The sequence below is a fragment of the Priestia sp. P1_B12_1 genome, assembly GCF_056406695.1.
Genome location: NZ_JBFTZR010000002.1, coordinates 580,232 through 596,915 on the forward strand (window position 1 = coordinate 580,232; position 16,684 = coordinate 596,915).

General features: G+C 39.5%; 17 protein-coding genes. 10 read left to right on the forward strand and 7 right to left on the reverse strand.

Translation table 11 applies throughout. From position 1 onward, the window contains the following. Positions 1 to 52 precede the first annotated feature (52 nt). Together nagB and nagA are read right to left on the reverse strand one after the other, a co-directional pair. Positions 53 to 790 (reverse strand): glucosamine-6-phosphate deaminase, encoded by a 738-nt coding sequence (gene nagB, locus AC1D0Y_RS08395; RefSeq protein ID WP_033578330.1) that lies wholly within the window; start codon positions 788 to 790, stop codon positions 53 to 55. Positions 791 to 792: 2 nt separating this feature from the next. Then, positions 793 to 1,977 carry an N-acetylglucosamine-6-phosphate deacetylase gene (gene nagA / locus AC1D0Y_RS08400; RefSeq protein ID WP_477707490.1) on the reverse strand — a complete coding sequence of 395 codons (1,185 nt, stop codon included), beginning with the start codon at positions 1,975 to 1,977 and terminating at the stop codon, positions 793 to 795. A gap of 328 nt (positions 1,978 to 2,305) precedes the next feature. Here nagA and nagE point away from each other — a divergent pair, with 328 nt between their 5' ends. The 4 genes from nagE (at position 2,306) to AC1D0Y_RS08420 (ending at position 6,191) form a co-directional block, all read left to right on the forward strand. Beyond that, positions 2,306 to 4,183, forward strand: a complete 1,878-nt coding sequence (nagE, locus tag AC1D0Y_RS08405) for an N-acetylglucosamine-specific PTS transporter subunit IIBC (RefSeq protein WP_477707491.1) — start codon at positions 2,306 to 2,308, stop codon at positions 4,181 to 4,183. Positions 4,184 to 4,570: 387 nt separating this feature from the next. After that, positions 4,571 to 5,290, forward strand: a complete 720-nt coding sequence (locus AC1D0Y_RS08410; protein ID WP_028414221.1) for a DUF554 domain-containing protein — start codon at positions 4,571 to 4,573, stop codon at positions 5,288 to 5,290. Between the two features lie 129 nt (positions 5,291 to 5,419). After that, the gene (locus AC1D0Y_RS08415) at positions 5,420 to 5,794 is read left to right on the forward strand and encodes a VOC family protein (protein WP_477707492.1); all 375 of its coding nucleotides are present in this window, start codon (positions 5,420 to 5,422) and stop codon (positions 5,792 to 5,794) included. Between the two features lie 79 nt (positions 5,795 to 5,873). Beyond that, complete coding sequence (locus AC1D0Y_RS08420; RefSeq protein ID WP_060746677.1) at positions 5,874 to 6,191, forward strand: hypothetical protein; 318 nt, start codon at positions 5,874 to 5,876, stop codon at positions 6,189 to 6,191. Between the two features lie 58 nt (positions 6,192 to 6,249). Here the strand turns inward: AC1D0Y_RS08420 and AC1D0Y_RS08425 are convergent, their stop codons facing one another. Continuing rightward, positions 6,250 to 6,567 carry an iron-sulfur cluster biosynthesis family protein gene (locus AC1D0Y_RS08425; protein ID WP_477707493.1) on the reverse strand — a complete coding sequence of 106 codons (318 nt, stop codon included), beginning with the start codon at positions 6,565 to 6,567 and terminating at the stop codon, positions 6,250 to 6,252. Positions 6,568 to 7,080: 513 nt separating this feature from the next. Here AC1D0Y_RS08425 and AC1D0Y_RS08430 point away from each other — a divergent pair. The 4 genes from AC1D0Y_RS08430 to AC1D0Y_RS08445 are packed head-to-tail and all read left to right on the forward strand — an operon-like array spanning position 7,081 to position 11,859. Beyond that, entirely contained in the window at positions 7,081 to 8,775 is a 1,695-nt protein-coding gene (locus AC1D0Y_RS08430) for a DUF6583 family protein (RefSeq protein ID WP_060746678.1), read from the forward strand. Positions 8,776 to 8,789: 14 nt separating this feature from the next. Next, on the forward strand, positions 8,790 to 10,013 hold the full coding sequence (locus AC1D0Y_RS08435; RefSeq protein WP_098333634.1) for an ABC transporter permease: 1,224 nt from the start codon (positions 8,790 to 8,792) through the stop codon (positions 10,011 to 10,013). Continuing rightward, positions 10,010 to 11,152: an ABC transporter permease gene (locus AC1D0Y_RS08440; protein WP_477707494.1), complete on the forward strand. Its 1,143-nt coding sequence runs from the start codon at positions 10,010 to 10,012 to the stop codon at positions 11,150 to 11,152. The genes AC1D0Y_RS08435 and AC1D0Y_RS08440 overlap by 4 nt, the downstream gene beginning before the upstream one ends. Continuing rightward, positions 11,149 to 11,859, forward strand: a complete 711-nt coding sequence (locus tag AC1D0Y_RS08445) for an ABC transporter ATP-binding protein (protein WP_477707495.1) — start codon at positions 11,149 to 11,151, stop codon at positions 11,857 to 11,859. The genes AC1D0Y_RS08440 and AC1D0Y_RS08445 overlap by 4 nt, the downstream gene beginning before the upstream one ends. Positions 11,860 to 11,911: 52 nt before the next feature. Here AC1D0Y_RS08445 and AC1D0Y_RS08450 read toward each other — a convergent pair whose 3' ends face one another. The 3 genes from AC1D0Y_RS08450 to AC1D0Y_RS08460 form a co-directional block, all read right to left on the reverse strand. After that, positions 11,912 to 13,267, reverse strand: coding sequence for a hemolysin family protein (locus tag AC1D0Y_RS08450; protein ID WP_013082163.1), 1,356 nt, complete (start codon positions 13,265 to 13,267; stop codon positions 11,912 to 11,914). A gap of 59 nt (positions 13,268 to 13,326) precedes the next feature. Further along, a complete protein-coding gene (locus tag AC1D0Y_RS08455) occupies positions 13,327 to 13,692 on the reverse strand; it encodes a MerR family transcriptional regulator (RefSeq protein ID WP_013055894.1) in 366 nt (121 codons plus the stop codon). Between the two features lie 227 nt (positions 13,693 to 13,919). Continuing rightward, a complete protein-coding gene (locus AC1D0Y_RS08460) occupies positions 13,920 to 14,120 on the reverse strand; it encodes a hypothetical protein (protein ID WP_014461135.1) in 201 nt (66 codons plus the stop codon). Between the two features lie 147 nt (positions 14,121 to 14,267). Here AC1D0Y_RS08460 and gloA2 point away from each other — a divergent pair, with 147 nt between their 5' ends. Then, a complete protein-coding gene (gene gloA2, locus AC1D0Y_RS08465; protein WP_014461134.1) occupies positions 14,268 to 14,666 on the forward strand; it encodes an SMU1112c/YaeR family gloxylase I-like metalloprotein in 399 nt (132 codons plus the stop codon). Positions 14,667 to 14,671: 5 nt separating this feature from the next. Then, the gene (locus AC1D0Y_RS08470) at positions 14,672 to 15,538 is read left to right on the forward strand and encodes a gamma-glutamylcyclotransferase family protein (RefSeq protein ID WP_028407845.1); all 867 of its coding nucleotides are present in this window, start codon (positions 14,672 to 14,674) and stop codon (positions 15,536 to 15,538) included. 195 nt (positions 15,539 to 15,733) lie between these two features. Here AC1D0Y_RS08470 and AC1D0Y_RS08475 read toward each other — a convergent pair whose 3' ends face one another. Further along, entirely contained in the window at positions 15,734 to 16,609 is an 876-nt protein-coding gene (locus AC1D0Y_RS08475) for an aldose 1-epimerase family protein (RefSeq protein ID WP_477707496.1), read from the reverse strand. Positions 16,610 to 16,684 lie beyond the last annotated feature (75 nt).

Below are 16,684 nucleotides of genomic sequence, written 5' to 3' on the forward strand. Positions count from 1 at the left end.
TTCTCTCCTTTATGTAAACCTCCTCATCTAAAAAAGACGAGGAGGCTATAAATTAAACCGTAGTCGATACTTTAGCTAAAGCTTCTTGGTCCGCAATAATTGTAACACAGTGATGCTTCTTTAAAATAGAAGCAGGGAAGTCTTCTGTAATTTCTCCGTTAAGCAGCTGATACATCGCTTCTGCTTTGGCTTCCCCGGAGATAAGCAGTAAAATTTCTTTGCTTTTCATAATCGATTCAATGCCCATTGTAATAGCCTGAGTAGGCACTTCGTCAAGAGAATTAAAGTAGCGCGCATTCGCTTTTCGCGTTGACTCTTCTAACGTCACAATATGAGTAGGAGAGTTGAATGACGTACCAGGTTCGTTAAAGCCAATGTGTCCGTTTTGGCCGATTCCAAGAATCTGAAGGTCAATGCCTCCGTGATTTTGAATCATTTCATCGTAGCGGCGGCATTCTTCTTCAGGCGTATCAGCTAGGCCGTTAGGAACGTGCGTGTTGCTTACGTCAATATCAATGTGATTAAATAACGCATCTGCCATATAGTAGTGATAGCTGTTTGGATCTTGCGGCTTCATTCCGACATATTCATCTAAGTTAAAGGAAGTAACGTGTTTGTAAGACGTGCCGTGCTCTTTATGATCTTGAATTAAACGATCATACAATCCTTTCGGCGTACCTCCCGTTGCAAGTCCCAGATTCATATTTGGTTTTTCATGAAGTTTGCTAATCAGCATATCAGCTGCTTTTGCACTCATTTCACTGTAGTTTTTCACTTGGATGATATTCATTGTTAGTCCTCCTTTTGAAAGCTCAATGTGCCTCGGCAAAATGTCATTTCAACATCTAAGTTTTCATTTAACACCACGATATCCGCATCTTTTCCAATTTTAAGGCTTCCTTTTGTATCGAACAGATTAAGCTGTTTTGCTGGGTTTTCAGCGGTCATTTTTATGATGTCTTCTAATGAGCAGTTCGTAAAGCTCATCGTGTTTTTAATCGCATCGTTCATCTTTAAGATGCTTCCTGCTAACGTTCCGTCTGCAAGGGTAGCAGTCGTGTCATTTACGTGAACAGGCTGTCCTCCTAAATCATACGTACCGTTTTTTAGCCATTTGGCACGAAGAGAATCCGTGATAAGAATCATGCGTTCACTTGTAATTTGATCGTACGCAAGCTTGACCATTTCAGGTCGGCAGTGGATGCCGTCTGTAATCAGCTCTACAAATAATTCAGCTCTCAAATAAGCGGCCCCTAATACGCCCGGCTCTCTATGGTGAAGACCGCGCATGCCGTTATATAAATGCGTAATATGAGAAGCTCCTGCTTCGATGGCTTCACCAACTTGATCATATGTGCTGTCGGAGTGGCCAATAGAAGCGACGACGTTTGTTTCTTTTAAATAAGAAGTAAGCGCTAAGCCGTTTGGCTGCTCCGGAGCTAATGTTACAAGTTTAATATGTCCTCCGGCTGCTTTTTGCCATTCTTGAAACAGTGCCACATTCGGATCTTGAATGTGAGTAGGGGGCTGTGCACCCGCACGTTTTGGTGAAATAAACGGACCTTCTAAGTGAATACCAACTACTTCAGCATCCGCATCCGTTTGTTCTTCGATATAAGCGCCCGCGTTGCGAAGCGCTTTTTCAATCGCTTCATTCGACTGCGTCATAGTAGTTGCTAAAAAGCTTGTTGTACCTTCTTTTGGGAGCGTGCGCGCCATTGTTTTTAATGCTTCTGCTGTACCGTCCATTGCATCGGCATTGTTAACGCCATGAATATGCACATCAATGGCACCAGGAATCACTTTATAGGAAGGAGAAAGCTCAATCACATGATCATTCGGCTGACGGACGTATTGATGTGTCTCTCCGATTTCAGTAATTTTCTTGTTCGTTAGTTTAATATACCCGTTTTTTAATGTCTGATTTTCACTATAAACGGTTACATTATAAATAATGATGGATGAATGTGTATCCATACATACACTCCTTTGCTCGTTGTATTGATTTAAGTGTAACGCTTTTTGGAATAGTTGTCTAGACCAGTTGAATCTTTTTTGTGAACTAGAAAGTTTTGTAAGGGCTTTTAACATTGATATAGAGAGGTTTTTAAAAAGAAAATTGGTATAGACAACTATATATTTTATGTGCTAGTATGAGTCCATGCAGTAAAACCGCCGTTATTTCAGCTAATGATGTAATCATAGGCCGGGGATGAATGCGGTAACTTGTCATCCGATAAATATTGTTACGAAAATCCTTGCTCGTAACATCGGGTTAAATACGTTATACAAAGGGGATAGAAACATGCTGAATTTTTTACAACGTATTGGTAAATCGCTTATGCTGCCAATCGCAGTATTACCTGCTGCGGCATTGCTTCTTCGTTTGGGTCAAAAGGACTTATTGGATATTCCATTTATGGCTCAAGCCGGAGATGCAATTTTTGCGAATTTAGCACTACTGTTTGCACTCGGTATTGCTGTAGGGCTTTCAAAAGATGGAAGCGGCGCAGCAGCACTTGCCGGAGTGGTCGGTTATTTTGTGTTAACAAAAGGTACTGTAGCTATTGATAAAGATATTAACATGGGTGTACTCGGCGGGATTGTCTCGGGGGTAACGGCTGGTTTACTATACAATCGTTTCTCAGCCATTAAGCTGCCAGAGTGGCTCGGCTTCTTTGCAGGAAAGCGGTTTGTACCGATTATTACGTCAGTCGTTATGCTCGCGCTTGCAGGAATCTTCGGGGTTATCTGGCCGCCGATTCAAGATCAAATTAACAACTTAGGAACGTGGATTACAGGAGCAGGAGCGCTTGGTGCAGGTATATACGGATTTTTAAACCGTCTGTTGATTCCAATTGGACTGCATCACGTGTTAAACAGCTTAGTATGGTTTGTATTCGGAGACTATCACGGCGTAACGGGAGATTTGAATCGCTTCTTTAAAGGCGATCCAACGGCAGGAACATTTATGTCTGGATTCTTCCCGGTTATGATGTTTGGTTTACCGGCAGCTGCGCTTGCGATGATCGCAGCAGCTAAAAAAGAAAAGCGCAAACAAGTCAGCGGTATGTTAATCGGACTTGCGGTTACTTCTTTTTTAACGGGAATTACGGAACCAATTGAATTTCTATTTATGTTCGTAGCACCGTTATTATACGTTATTCATGCCGTTTTAACAGGAATATCAATGGCTTTAGCCGTTGCTCTTGGTATTCACGCTGGATTTGGATTTTCAGCAGGGGCCATTGATTTCTTCTTAAACTACGGAATTTCACAAAAACCGCTGCTGTTAGCGGGAATTGGAATTGTATATGCAGTGGTTTACTTTGTCATTTTCTACACGCTGATCAAAGCATTAAATTTAAAAACGCCGGGACGTGAAGATGATGAAGAAGTAGACACATCAAACGAAACGGTTGTAGCAACAGGCGATAAATATGTGGATATGGCATCGTATTTTATTGAAGATTTAGGCGGAAAAGAAAACTTAACCGTAATTGATAACTGTGCGACTCGTCTTCGCTTACAAGTAGCTGATGCCGGCAACATTAACGAAGCAGCCTTAAAGCGTCACGGAGCGAGAGGAATCATGAAGCTCAGCAAAACAAATGTTCAAGTCATTGTCGGAACAGAAGTAGAGTTTGTTGCAGACGCAATGAATCAATTAGTTAAATACGGCACAGCGTCAACCGCTGCACCTGTTGAACAACAGGCTGTTCAAGCAGACGTACACACAGAGTTTGTGTTACCGTTTGAAGGCGTTGTAAAGCCGCTTAGTGAAGTAGAAGATCAAGTGTTTTCACAAAAAATGATGGGCGACGGCTTTGCGATTGAACCTGTTGAAGGAACGCTCGTATCACCGATTAACGGTGAAGTTATGACCGTGTTCCCAACAAAACATGCGATTGGCTTAAAAACAGTCGAAGGAATTGAAATCCTCATTCACGTTGGATTAGATACCGTGAATTTAAAAGGCGAAGGATTTGAAGCGCTTGTTCAAGAAGGCGACAGCGTTCAACAAGGGACGCCGCTTTTACAAGTGAATGTAGACTATGTTAAAAAGCATGCACCGTCTATTGTGACACCAGTTGTATTTACCAACTTGCCAGCGGATAAAGAAGTAAAGCTGTTAAAAACAGGCTACCAAAAGCAAGGCACAAAAGACGTTATTACATTTTAATAAGAGGGCTGGAACAAACCTGTTCTAGTTAAAAGAAGATCCGAACGATGAAGCGTTCGGATCTTTTTATTGTGATGGTGAACGTAGATTTAATCTATTTAGTTGCTTCTGGCTGTTGATTGGAGGGCAAGGCTCAGCGCCCGCCCGCGGAAAGCGAAGCCTTGCACGAAAATCAACAGCGTTGTCGCAAGCAATCAGCTCATGTATCCTATTTGTTCGTTTTTATATGGGGGTAATCTAGTTACGTTTCAATCTCTTTTTTCTTTTCTTCATAATTGAAAGAATTTTATGTTAAAATTTAGTGTGTTTGATACAGCTAGTGCGGAGCAGAGAGGGAGTAGAACAAATGAAAAAAGAAGCGGCATTATTCATGGTAAAGGTGACGGCATGTTTATTATAGGAGCATTAGTCAATGGATTAGCAATTGTTGTAGGAACATTAATGGGCAAGCTTGCTCACCGCATTCCTGAAAAAGTAAGCGTGACGGTGATGCAAGTGATGGGGTTATCCGTTATTACGCTCGGTTTGCAAATGGGCTTTAAAAGTCATCAGTTTTTAATTGTGATTTTGAGCTTAGCCATTGGAGCGGTTATTGGTGAGTTCATTGATTTAGATGAAAAGCTAAACCTTCTAGGCAATATGATTGAACGAAAATTTCAATCACAGCAAAATGACAAGCAAACATTCAGTATGTCACAGGGCTTTGTAACAGGGACATTAATTTTTGTCATTGGAGCGATGGCGATTGTAGGGGCATTAGACAGCGGAATACGCGGCGATCACAGCGTATTGTTTACAAAAGCGGTGATGGATGGGTTTATCTCCTTATTATTAACGACTACGCTTGGAATAGGCGTCATTTTCTCAGCAGTGCCCGTGTTTCTATACGAAGGCATCATTGCGTTATTTGCCACGCAAATTAATGCGGTTGTACCGCAAGATTTAATGAATAGTATCATTGCCGAAGTCACAGGAGTAGGGGGCGTGTTAATTTTAGCGATTGGAATTAATTTATTAGAAATTATTAAAATTAAAGTTGCGAATTTACTGCCTTCGATTTTAATTGCGGTTGTGATTGTAGTTGTACAGCATACATATTTTTCATGAAGAAAAAGCTTGTGAATAGTATTCGCAAGCTTTTTTGTATATATGGGCAAAAGTTAAGGGAATAGCAGGTATAAAATGATACGTGGATAATGGTATAGAATGGACCAAAACCAAAAAGGAGGATTAAAAATGTCGAGTCCTGTCTTCAATAAAATGAATACGGTATTTATCCACGTATCTCATTTAAAAACTTCAGTAAAATGGTATAGCGAGTTACTGAGTCAAGAATACAAGATGAGCGAGGTGAAGGACCCCGTTTATAATCTTAACATTGATGGAGAAACGGGGTTAACACTAGACGCGGGTCCTGAAGGAACAGAAAAACAAATAGTGGCTAGCCCTCATCCAATTTTTAATTTCCATACGGAAGATATTAAAGAAGCGTATGAATTTGTTAAAGGGATGGACTATACGATTGAGTCTCCGATTACTTCTTTTGATGATTTTTCGTTTTTTACGATAAAAGATCCGGATGGACATGTGGTCATGATATGCACAGGTTAAGTCGTTAGCTCCAGAAGTTTAAGGTATAGTATACTAATAAGAAAACCCTAATGAGATGAAGTAAGGAGAAATACTGCTTATGGAAGACAATCAACCGATTACAGCTCTTATTGCTGCACAAGTGGAGAAGTTAGCACATCAATTTGGCTATGATTTTTTATCTGAAAAACAAGGGAATCAAACGCTATGTCAAATTCTTCAGCGAGATGAAGATGGATCTATTTTGGCGACGCCGCTTAGTTTTCATTTACATATGAATGAAGACAAAGGGATAGGAGATATTATTTACTACCATGAACAAGGAGAATTTAAGCGTCAGCAGGTTAATGTATATGAAGAAAACAGCCTTGTGAACGTGTTGTTATTTATCCAAGAGCGCTTAAAAGTCAATCGATAGAAGCGAGTTTCCTAACATATGCAAGAAAAAAAGCAGGGAGTTAGTTTCCTGCTTTTTTCTATGAATTGATATAGCGCAATCCTACGCGGTTATTAAAAATTTGGTTGTGATTTTTGAAGACAAAAGCACCTGCTGCGTGATCAATTACCAGCTCATTGTCGTATACTTCTTCCATGTCGTCATCAACAATAAATTCTAAGTCTTCAACCGTTATAACTTTTTCATAGGGTTGAAGGCTGCGCTTTGAGATGATCTTCATTTCATAAATCGTATTAACAATATCGCAGCTTCCTCGATCAAAAGAAAGCTGAATCATTTGATTTTGTTCTACGTTCCGCAACGCTTCTTTTGCAGAAGGAGTGACGCGTATATTCATAATGATATCCTCCTTTTTCTATCCTCAAATTAAATTGTGTAAAATGTATTTAGCAATACTTTACTCGATTTTTACATCACCGGCAAGAAAAAAGCTTTCTTATATATTATTTCCCTTTCGAAATGGAACAAAACGCTGCTTTTTTATCATCTTTTCATAAAGGCGTACATAGATATCACCTGTATGTGATTAAAGGAAAAAGAATCGACTATAGAAAAACGCCGATTCGTAATTCTTAGGTGTAAATGCTTAAAAATAGGAATATATTGTAATAAAATAAGAAGTTAAGTCATTTACCTATTTTAATAGTTATTGAGATAGTTTTGAATAATTGGTTTTATTTTCAATATATTGGGTACTTAAGTAGAGTACTTTGCACACGATATTGCACCGAAAGACATCGGTTTATCGGACTAATTATTGTCTTATTTTGTCGAAGTAGTAGAATTTATGGAAACCATTCCTTATCATGTACAAAGTGAGTAACAAAATACATAGGAGGTTCTGGTGTAGATGAGTGAGAAAGATCAAAACAGAACAACAGACGAAACAGCGGCTTCGCTAGAAACAGCGCCCGCTCCCAAAAAAGCGCCGGCTAAATGGATTATCATTTTAGCAGCTTTAATTGTGATTATTGGAGGAGCAATTACATTTGCTACGGTATTTAAAAAATCTCCTAAGCAATTATACTTAATTTCTGAAGTAAACACGTATCAAAAAGCAGCTGATGAATTAGAAACAAAGTACAGTGAAACGATGGCTTATCAGGAAAAAGCGATGAAGCAGCCTTCTACTACAAATGCTACTATCAAAGGCGGCTTTAACATGGATTCACTTTCATATGATCCAAGCTTTAAAATGATTCAAGACCTTATCAGTAAAGCTGAAATTAAAATTAAAGCGGAACAAGATCCGAAAAAAAGTGAAGGATACGGTTCACTGGCTCTTAATATCGGCGGTTCAAAAGCGCTTGATCTAGAAGGTTTTCAAACGAAAGAAAGAATAGGCTTTAAAGCCCCTATTCTAGCAAATGAATATTTCTATTTAAACTTAGACGAATATGGGCAGGTAGCGCGTAAGTTCGATCCTTCTTATTCAGGTCCTGAAACGCTTGATATTAACACAAGCAACGTGAGTTTAGAAGACTTAAAGTTAACGGAAAAAGAAAAGACTTACATTGCAAAAGAGTACGGAACGTTCATTTATGATCAGCTAGACAGCGATTATTTTACAAAAGAAAAAAATGTGGATTATAAAACAAATGGCAAAACGCTTCAGTTAACAAGCGTGACGCTTAACATGTCTGATAAAGAAACAAAACAATTTATGGATAAGCTTATTGCGAAGGTAGCAAAAGATGACAAGCTTCATACCATCTATGCAAATCACGTATCTAAGCTGTTTAAATCTTCGGCAGCAACGAATCCAGAATTAAAAGATATGGCAGATCCAAAAGAATTGAAAAAATCAGTAAAAGAAAGTCTTCAAGACTTCCAAAAAGAAGCAAAAGATACGACTTACCCTGGCGGTGTTAAATCAACTGTGTACGTTCAAGATGATGTTGTGGTAGCTCGCGATATGGACATGGGTGTAAAAAATGCTTCTAACGATAAAGGCAAACTTAACGTAGTGACTAAAAATATTCCGTATGAAGATAACAAAACGGCTAAGCAGTTTAAAGCAGTTCTAACTGATAGCACTACCGATGATGCGTTTACGTTTGATATGAAAAATGACGTAACAACGGAAAGTGAAAAACGAAAAGAAAACATGTCTATTCATTTGTTAACAAAAGATTCAAAAGATGAAGACACGAATATGACGTTTAAAATGGATTCAGTAATCAATGGTAAAACCGATGCGAAACAAACGGCTGACCGTACTTTCTCTTTAGACTTAGGTGATCAAGAAGATCTAGTAGTAAACGGGGAAGTAAAGCAGAATCAAGCAATAAGTGCTTCAAAAGGAAAAGCAGATTATTCGTTTGATATTCGTACAAAAATAGGACCAAAAGCAGATCCGGCAAACGTTACGTTAAAAATTGACTCTGCTTCTCAATTAAAAAAATCAGCAGCTATTCCAGAGCTTGACGCATCTAATGCGACAAACGTAAAAGATGTAACGCCTGAAGATATGCTGTCAATTCAAGAAAATTTCGCTAAAAATGTTCAAGGTCTCATGATGAATATGGGAACAGCTGGTTACTAAAAGGTGCAAAGCAGATGAAGATATATTTCTCTTTGACTCTTTTTACATGTAAAGCTCTATTGAAAAATATAAAATCTCTCATACTGCTAATAATGATCCCTGCTCTGTTTTTACTTGGAGCAGGGATCATTATTAGTCAGACCATGCAAGGTGAGGAGAGAGTAAATCGGTTCCCCGTGGCAATTGTGGATAAAGATGATACTGCACAAACGAAGTACGTCATCGAACAGCTGACTGAAGGTAAGCTTCGCAAGATCATGAAGCCTCTTTACACGAATGAACAGAAAGCTAAACAGCTGCTGCAGCAAAATAAAGTGGCAGCCATTGTGACGCTGCCAAAAGGTTTTAGTCATGATATTGCTCATGGAAAAAATCAGCCTTTACACGTCATTGGAAATAGCAATAAGCCGCTTCAGTCACAGCTCTTTCGTTATGTGATGGAAAGTGCAGCCGACTACACATCAGCTGCTCAAAGCGGTATTAATACGGTTGATACCTTTTTAGAAAAAGAAAATGTTTCCGATAAAAATAGACGCGCAGAGTTTAAGAAAAGCTTGGTGACGTTTGGGCTTCACGTGTTAGATCGAGGAAGTTTATTTGATGAACAAATAGAAACGAGTTTCTTTCAGCAGGATATGAAGCAATATTACGTCCTATCTTTTGCTGCTTTGCTGCTTATGATTTGGAGCTACGGCGGCTGGCTGCTTGCTAGTGAAACGCAGACTTCTCCCGTGCTGGCTCGAATGAAAACAAGAGGTGTATCATTTGTCCACATTTATTTAGCGCAGCTGACGGCTCTGTATGTTCTTTTGCTACCGGTATCCGTCGTTTTGTTTGGAAGCCTTCTTAAAGGATTGAAACTTCCTGTAACCGGTACGTACGGAGAGCTTTTTTTAGGGGTAAGCGGAATTTTGTTTGCTTTTTTATGTTTGTTTTTACTGCTTCGGGTTCTTTTTTTATCACAAAAAGCTTATCAAATAACCGGTTTGCTGTTTATTTTGCTGAGTGCGATTTTAAGCGGACATGTTGTGCCGGTCGTCTATTTACCGGACTGGGCGAGTGGTTTCCAGAAATGGTCACTCAACACCCGTGTCTTGGAGCTGTTATTTTATGAGTTTGATGGATATAACACAAACGAAGCTTTTCTTCACCTTAAGCCTATTCTCATTACGGCAGCAGGAAGTTTTGTTCTTGCTGTTGGCTACGTGATGACTTTGCAAAGGCGGTGGAGAAAATGATCAGTGAAAAAATAAAGCAGCTGCTGAAGCGCCCTATGCTTGTTATTATGATTTTCTTTTTACCTTTAATAGGAACGATTATTAGCAGCTCGTTTTTAGCAAAAGTACAAAGTGATTCGAAAATACCTGTTGCTCTTGTCGATCAAGATCACAGCAAAATGTCTAAACAAGTGATGGATCGACTACAGAAAACAACAGAAATTCAGTTTCTTTCTCTGAACGAAGAACAAGCGAGAAAGCAGCTGGCAAAAAATAAAATTGACAGCATTTTTATGTTTCCTAACGGATTTCAACAAGAAGTAGAAGCGGGGAATTATCAAGGGGTCATTGATTTGCTCACGCTGCCTTCTTCCGTTGCCACAGAAGCGGTTCGAGAAGTTGTGGCGAGTGAAGTGACAAGGTTAACGACAAATGTTAAAGCGGCAAATGAAGTGCGTTTTTTATATAAAGTCTATAACATTCATGCAGAACCGGATTTATGGAAAGAAGCGTATCGTTATACTGATAACCAGTGGAAGCCAAAGCCGCTGATGACAATTGATTACGAGGCGCAAGGAACGAAGCCTACGAAGCAAGGGAACGTTCAAATGACCGGATACGTGCCGCTATGGGGATTCTTTACGCTTTTACTTTGCTGCATCACATCAGATTGGATGATTAAAGAGCGGAAGCACCTTTTCAAACGAATGAAAACGATGCAAAAAGGACTTTACGGTTATATTCGAAGCGCCAGCGCCGCTTATGCTGTGCTATACGTGCTTCAAGCTCTCATAAGCTTTACTCTATTTAAATGGCTTTATGGAGTAGAGTCTTACGGTGTGCTGCTGTATATGTGTATCTATGTGATTGTGTGCGTTGCTTTTAGCACGTGGCTTGCAAGTGAAAGTAAGCGAGTTGGATCTTATTATATGATCAGCGTTGTTATGGTCACAGGACTCAGTATAATAGGAGGGAGCTTTTTCCCGGTAGGAGAGCTTTCTGCAACGATTGAAAGAATAAGTCAGTGGCTTCCGCAGCATCTGCTTCTGTATCAGCATGCACTGCCGCTTACGTTCATTTGGAAAGAGATAGCTGTTTCCATTGCATGTATATGTTTGTGCGCGTTTAAACTAGTGTGGAATGTGAGGAGCATCAAATGATTGAAATTAACAATGTTAGCAAAACATACGGAAAAAAACGGTCGTTAGCAAATGTTACGCTGACCGTAGAAAGTGGAGAAGTCATTGGTCTTTTAGGACCAAACGGCGCTGGTAAGTCGACGCTTCTGTCTATTTTGTCTACCATTACGGCTCCTTCAAGCGGGAAGGTCACGATTGGAGGCTTATCGCTTAAGAAAAATCAAAAAGCGATTCGAGAAGTCATTGGCTACGTTCCACAAGACATAGCGCTGTGGGAAGAGCTTAGCGTAAAAGAAAACATGAAAATGTGGAGTAAAATGACTTCACGCTCTCTGTCGAATGAACAGCTTCAGTCTCTTTGCTCAGCTGTTCAGCTCGAAGGAAGATGGAAGGAAAAAGTGAAAAATTTATCAGGAGGCATGAAGCGAAAGCTCAACATAGCCGTTTCACTTATTCATGAACCGTCCGTTTTGTTAATGGACGAGCCGACGGTCGGAATTGATTTGCAGTCCAAGCTTGAGATCATTCGTTATATTAAACAGCTGGCGGCAAAAGGAAAGACGATTATCTATATTACCCATGATTTGAATGAAATCTTAGATGTGTGTCATCGGTTTGCGGTCTTAAAGGAAGGAAAGCTGGAATTTGTCGGCACGATGGACCAAGCGAAGGAAAAGACTGGGGAAGAGGCAGAAGAGAACGTTGTGTATAAGCTGCTGCATAATTAAGATAAAGTAATAATAAAAAAAGAGCCGCTTTATAAAGAAGCGGCTCTTTCTATTATGCTTGTGTAACTTCTTGTTCTGGTGAATGACTTTCAGGCTGCACGCGTTCTTCTTCAGGAAGGGCACGTACTTCTACTTCTTTCATTTGGTGACCGTCCATTTCTTTTGCGATAAACTCGTATCCGAAAAGTTTGAACGATTCGCTTTCCTGGATATCGATATTTTGCATTAGCATCCAGCCGCCAATTGTATCGATATCGTCGTTTTCAATTTCGATATGAAGCACTTCGTTGACTTCTTCAAGCAGTACTTTTGAGTTAAAGACAAAATGCTGATCGCTGATTTTTTGAACAAGCGGCTTTTCATCTGTATCAAATTCATCTCGAATTTCTCCAACGATTTCTTCTAAAATATCTTCAACGGTAACGATACCAGCCGTACCGCCGTACTCGTCAATCAACACAGCCATATGCGTACGTTTCTTTTGCATCGAGCGCAGTAGGTCTTGAATCGCTACGGTTTCAATTACTTGAATAATAGGATTCATATAAAGCTTCACGCTTTGCTTTTTTAACGCATCGTTAATTACGACATCGTTTAGAATCTCTTTAACGTTGACTAAGCCGATAATGTTATCTTTGTCTCCGTCAACGGTAACAGGGTAGCGAGTGTAGCGATCTTCTACAGCAAGCTTTAAGAAATCTTCAATGCTGTCGTCTTCAGAAACAGCTGAAATTTCTGTTCTTGGTACCATGATTTCGCGAGCAACACGGTTATCGAATTCGAAAATGTTGTTCACGTACTTATATTCAGACTGGTTAATTTCCCCGCCTTTAAAACTTTCTGATAAAATAATGCGCAGCTCTTCTTCACTGTGCGCAAGTTCATGCTCTGAAGCTGGCTTTAATCCAAACATCCCAGTTAATAAACGGGCAGAACCATTTAGTAACCAAATGAAGGGGAACATAATTTTATAGAATAAAATTAACGGACGAGCAAACAATAACGTAACTGTTTCAGCTTTTTGAATCGCAAATGTTTTTGGCGCTAATTCACCAACGACTACGTGAACAAACGTTACAAGCGCAAATGCGATAATGAATGAAAGAATATGTGTTAAAGATGCAGCAACACCCATTTTTTCAAACAGGGGTTCTACAATCTTCGCAACAGTCGGTTCTCCTAACCAACCGAGTCCTAAAGCAGTAATCGTAATACCAAGCTGACACGCAGATAAATATTCATCTAAGTGTGTCGTCACGGTTTTAACCGCATTCGCTCCTTTTTTTCCTTCAGCAACAAGTTGATCTACCCGTGAACTACGAAGCTTCACAATTGCAAACTCTGAAGCAACGAAAAAAGCAGTGAGTACAATTAAAATCGCAAAAATAATTAAGTTAATGGTTATCAATGAATATACTTACTTTATAATGCTATAAAGTAAGTAAACACCTCCTGTAAATAATAAATTTACGACAGCAGCAGCAGTAAAGAGTGCAAAAGAGTGACGCTTTCTGGTGAGAGCCGATTCATCATTACTTTTCGATCTTCTTCATTCAGCTTTTCCATAAGCGGTGCAACTTCTTTTAAACTGTCGTTTAGTACGTAAAATTTGGATGCTAATTCGTCTTTGGAGTGGCTATTCTCGGATTGCTCTATAGAAAATAGAGAAGAAATCTCTTCAAGAGAACGGCCTTCGCTTTTTAATTTTTCAATTAAGTAAAGACGTTTCAGCGCTTCTTCGTTATAAAAGCGATAGTTAGAAGCAGAGCGTTCTGCTTTTAACAAACCAATGTTGGTATAATAGTCAACCGTGCGTTTCGTTACATGTGCCATCTCTGCAAGTTCGCCAATTTTGTATGTCGCAACCCCATCAGAATACCACCTCCTTTAACTATGTCAACCATCACGTGATGGTTTTTATCTGCGTAACTATTTATCTTTTATCCTATCGTAATTAAGTATACGCGCGTAAGATCAAAAAGTTTCATTTTTTTATTAGCATTCAGTATATCTCAAAATAAGGTAGTTTGACAAAGATTTTATAAAAAAACTCGCTTATATTAAGCGAGTTTTTTAGTAGGATGACGTACGATAATGTGCATGCGTTCATACACATATTGAATACGTTCAGTATATTCTATGAACTCAGGGCTCATTGGAGATAGCTGATCAGCAATACGGTGCATAATAGACGCTTCTTCTTTTAACGAATCTAAATTTTGAGTTCGGTCAATTCTTGCTTTAAATGTTAACGAAATCATGTTATTCACCTCGTTGTTATGTTACTCGTTATGAGGCGCTATGTCCGTGACTTTTATCACTCTCGTCAAAGGTGATAACGTAATTATTTGATGTTTGCCGGCATTTTGTGTAGGATGATTAGAAAAGGGTTTTTATGGGAGAATGAAATGAATTTAAAACGAATGCACCACGTAGCCATTATAGGAAGTAATTATGAACGTTCAAAAGCTTTTTATGTAAATGTGTTAGGATGCAAGATTATAGAAGAAACATATAGAAAAGAAAGAGATTCATATAAGCTAGATTTAGAAGTAGCTCCTGGCTATCAAATTGAGTTGTTCTCGTTTCCAAATCCGCCACAGCGTCCTTCAAGGCCTGAAGCGTGCGGCTTACGACATTTAGCTTTTGCGGTTGAAAGCGTAGAGGATTCTAAGCGTGAACTAGAGCAGCAAGGGATTGATGTGGAACCTATTAGGGTAGATGAACTAACGGGAAAAAAATTCACTTTTTTTGCTGATCCAGACGGGTTACCGCTAGAGCTTTATGAAGAGAAAGAGGGGGAATAAGGAGTATGTGCAATTATTTATTTGTATACGGAACGCTTCTTGAAGGAGAAGGTAATCACGGATTGCTGCATCATGCGCGCTCTATTGCCAAGCAGGCAAAAACGAAAGGGAAATTATATGACACAAAGCAAGGCTATCCTATGCTCGATATCGACAGTGAACATATTGTATACGGAGAAGTATATGAAGTGACCGATCAGCTTATGTGGAAGGCTCTTGATGAATTAGAAGGATACATTCATGAAGGTCATAAAGACAATGAATATGATAAAGTTGTGCAAACGGTTGAAACGGACCAAGGTGAATTTGAAGCCGTTGTGTATGTGGCAAGCGACCGTTCGCTGCTGCACGAATTTATCCCGAGCGGAAACTGGCGCGTGTGGAAAGAAGATTTATTAGAAGGTATGCTGTATTTCGCTTACGGTTCATGTATGGATAACGATCGTTTTATTAAGCACGGGGTGGATCAGCATTTCCAAGACTGTCTCGGCAGAGCTGTTTTCAATGGCTATACGCTTCGATATAACCACGTTATTCATGACGGAGGACGTGCAGACATGGTTGAAGAAGGCGGAGTCGTTGAAGGCAAATTGTACCGCGTGCCGCCTGAAGCTATTACGTACCTGTATGGCAGAGAAGGCGTAGATAATAACGGCTATCGTCCTGCTATTATTTCTGTCGAGCATGAAGGTAAGATGGTGGATCATGTGCTTACTTTTTTTGTGTTAAATAAAGAAAAAGAAGTCGCACCTCCCGATCACTATTCGACTGAAATTATTCGAGGAGCAACAGGTGTACTCAGCGAAGAATACGTTCAGAAGCTAATAGAGCAAGTCCATGCGCTAAAAAATAGCGATGTTGTAAATAACTAATATAAAAAGAAGCAGGGACAAAAGCAGTTTAGTTGAAGAAAGCTCCGAACGAGTAATCGTGCGGAGCTTTTCATTGTTATGGCGAACGAAGAATTGCACGGAAATCAACAGCGGTGTAACAAGCAGTCCAGCTCATATATCCCATTTGTTCGTCTTAAGATTGGATTGATTTTGTTATGTTATGTGTTTGTTGCATCAACTAAAGGCAACAGAGAATTCTGTGTGAAATACACCGTCTTTTGATAAACGGTTGATGCCTAATTTTTCTTTGAAATTTCCGTTGTGGTCATGCGTATCTGCAATTCCAAACCAAGGTTCGATGCAAAGAAAAGGAGCGATTGTATGATTTTCTGCATCATACTTTGACCAAATACCGACATACGGGAAATCATTAAACTGAACGTTAATTTGATTTTCATTAACCGCAGATTTAATCGTAATTCCGTCAATATGGCTAAAAATTAACGCATCATTTGCAAATAAATCTGCGCTTAGCGGCAGCTGATGCACATTTTCTGCAGCTCCTTTTTCATGAATAAGAGCGTCTTTTAATATAAATTCCTTCGGCGTAGTTTCAGAAGGCTCTATTTCTAAAAAGTAATCAGAAATCTGCTCGTTTTCACGTAACGGAATACGAAAAGCAGGGTGGGCTCCAATTGAAAAATACATATCGTCTTTATCTTCATTCACTACTTTCCACTGAAACGTTAATCGGTTATTTTCCAGACGGTAGCTGATTTCAACTGAACATTCAAACGGATATACGTCTTTAAAACGGCCGTTTGTAGCAAATTGCAGCCGTGCCGTTTCGTTTGTTTGTTCGATCACGCTAAAAGCAGAATCACGTAAAAAGCCGTGCTGCGGCAAAGAGTATTCGCGCTGATCAACGGTATACTGATCATTTTTTAATCTGCCTACGATTGGAAACAATACCGGGGATACTCGTCCCCAATAAGCGGGGTCTCCGCTCCACATGAACTGCAGGTCTTTTTCTTTATGAAATACTTCTACAACTTCCGCTCCTTTTTCTTGAATGCTGACTTTCATTTTGCTATTTTCTAGTACAATCATTACAACATCTCCCAAATCATTCTTGTACGCTCGAGCAGCCTCAAGCGTACTGGCTTTGCCTATATTATACCCTTC

What these genes read in the sequence shown, in the direction of transcription:
- nagB (WP_033578330.1), bottom strand. Translation starts at nt 790, where the DNA reads ATGAATATCATCCAAGTGAAAAACTACAGTGAAATGAGTGCAAAAGCA.
- nagA (WP_477707490.1), bottom strand. Translation starts at nt 1,977, where the DNA reads ATGGATACACATTCATCCATCATTATTTATAATGTAACCGTTTATAGT.
- nagE (WP_477707491.1), top strand. Translation starts at nt 2,306, where the DNA reads ATGCTGAATTTTTTACAACGTATTGGTAAATCGCTTATGCTGCCAATC.
- AC1D0Y_RS08410 (WP_028414221.1), top strand. Translation starts at nt 4,571, where the DNA reads ATGTTTATTATAGGAGCATTAGTCAATGGATTAGCAATTGTTGTAGGA.
- AC1D0Y_RS08415 (WP_477707492.1), top strand. Translation starts at nt 5,420, where the DNA reads ATGTCGAGTCCTGTCTTCAATAAAATGAATACGGTATTTATCCACGTA.
- AC1D0Y_RS08420 (WP_060746677.1), top strand. Translation starts at nt 5,874, where the DNA reads ATGGAAGACAATCAACCGATTACAGCTCTTATTGCTGCACAAGTGGAG.
- AC1D0Y_RS08425 (WP_477707493.1), bottom strand. Translation starts at nt 6,567, where the DNA reads ATGAATATACGCGTCACTCCTTCTGCAAAAGAAGCGTTGCGGAACGTA.
- AC1D0Y_RS08430 (WP_060746678.1), top strand. Translation starts at nt 7,081, where the DNA reads ATGAGTGAGAAAGATCAAAACAGAACAACAGACGAAACAGCGGCTTCG.
- AC1D0Y_RS08435 (WP_098333634.1), top strand. Translation starts at nt 8,790, where the DNA reads ATGAAGATATATTTCTCTTTGACTCTTTTTACATGTAAAGCTCTATTG.
- AC1D0Y_RS08440 (WP_477707494.1), top strand. Translation starts at nt 10,010, where the DNA reads ATGATCAGTGAAAAAATAAAGCAGCTGCTGAAGCGCCCTATGCTTGTT.
- AC1D0Y_RS08445 (WP_477707495.1), top strand. Translation starts at nt 11,149, where the DNA reads ATGATTGAAATTAACAATGTTAGCAAAACATACGGAAAAAAACGGTCG.
- AC1D0Y_RS08455 (WP_013055894.1), bottom strand. Translation starts at nt 13,692, where the DNA reads ATGGCACATGTAACGAAACGCACGGTTGACTATTATACCAACATTGGT.
- AC1D0Y_RS08460 (WP_014461135.1), bottom strand. Translation starts at nt 14,120, where the DNA reads ATGATTTCGTTAACATTTAAAGCAAGAATTGACCGAACTCAAAATTTA.
- gloA2 (WP_014461134.1), top strand. Translation starts at nt 14,268, where the DNA reads ATGAATTTAAAACGAATGCACCACGTAGCCATTATAGGAAGTAATTAT.
- AC1D0Y_RS08470 (WP_028407845.1), top strand. Translation starts at nt 14,672, where the DNA reads ATGTGCAATTATTTATTTGTATACGGAACGCTTCTTGAAGGAGAAGGT.
- AC1D0Y_RS08475 (WP_477707496.1), bottom strand. Translation starts at nt 16,609, where the DNA reads ATGATTGTACTAGAAAATAGCAAAATGAAAGTCAGCATTCAAGAAAAA.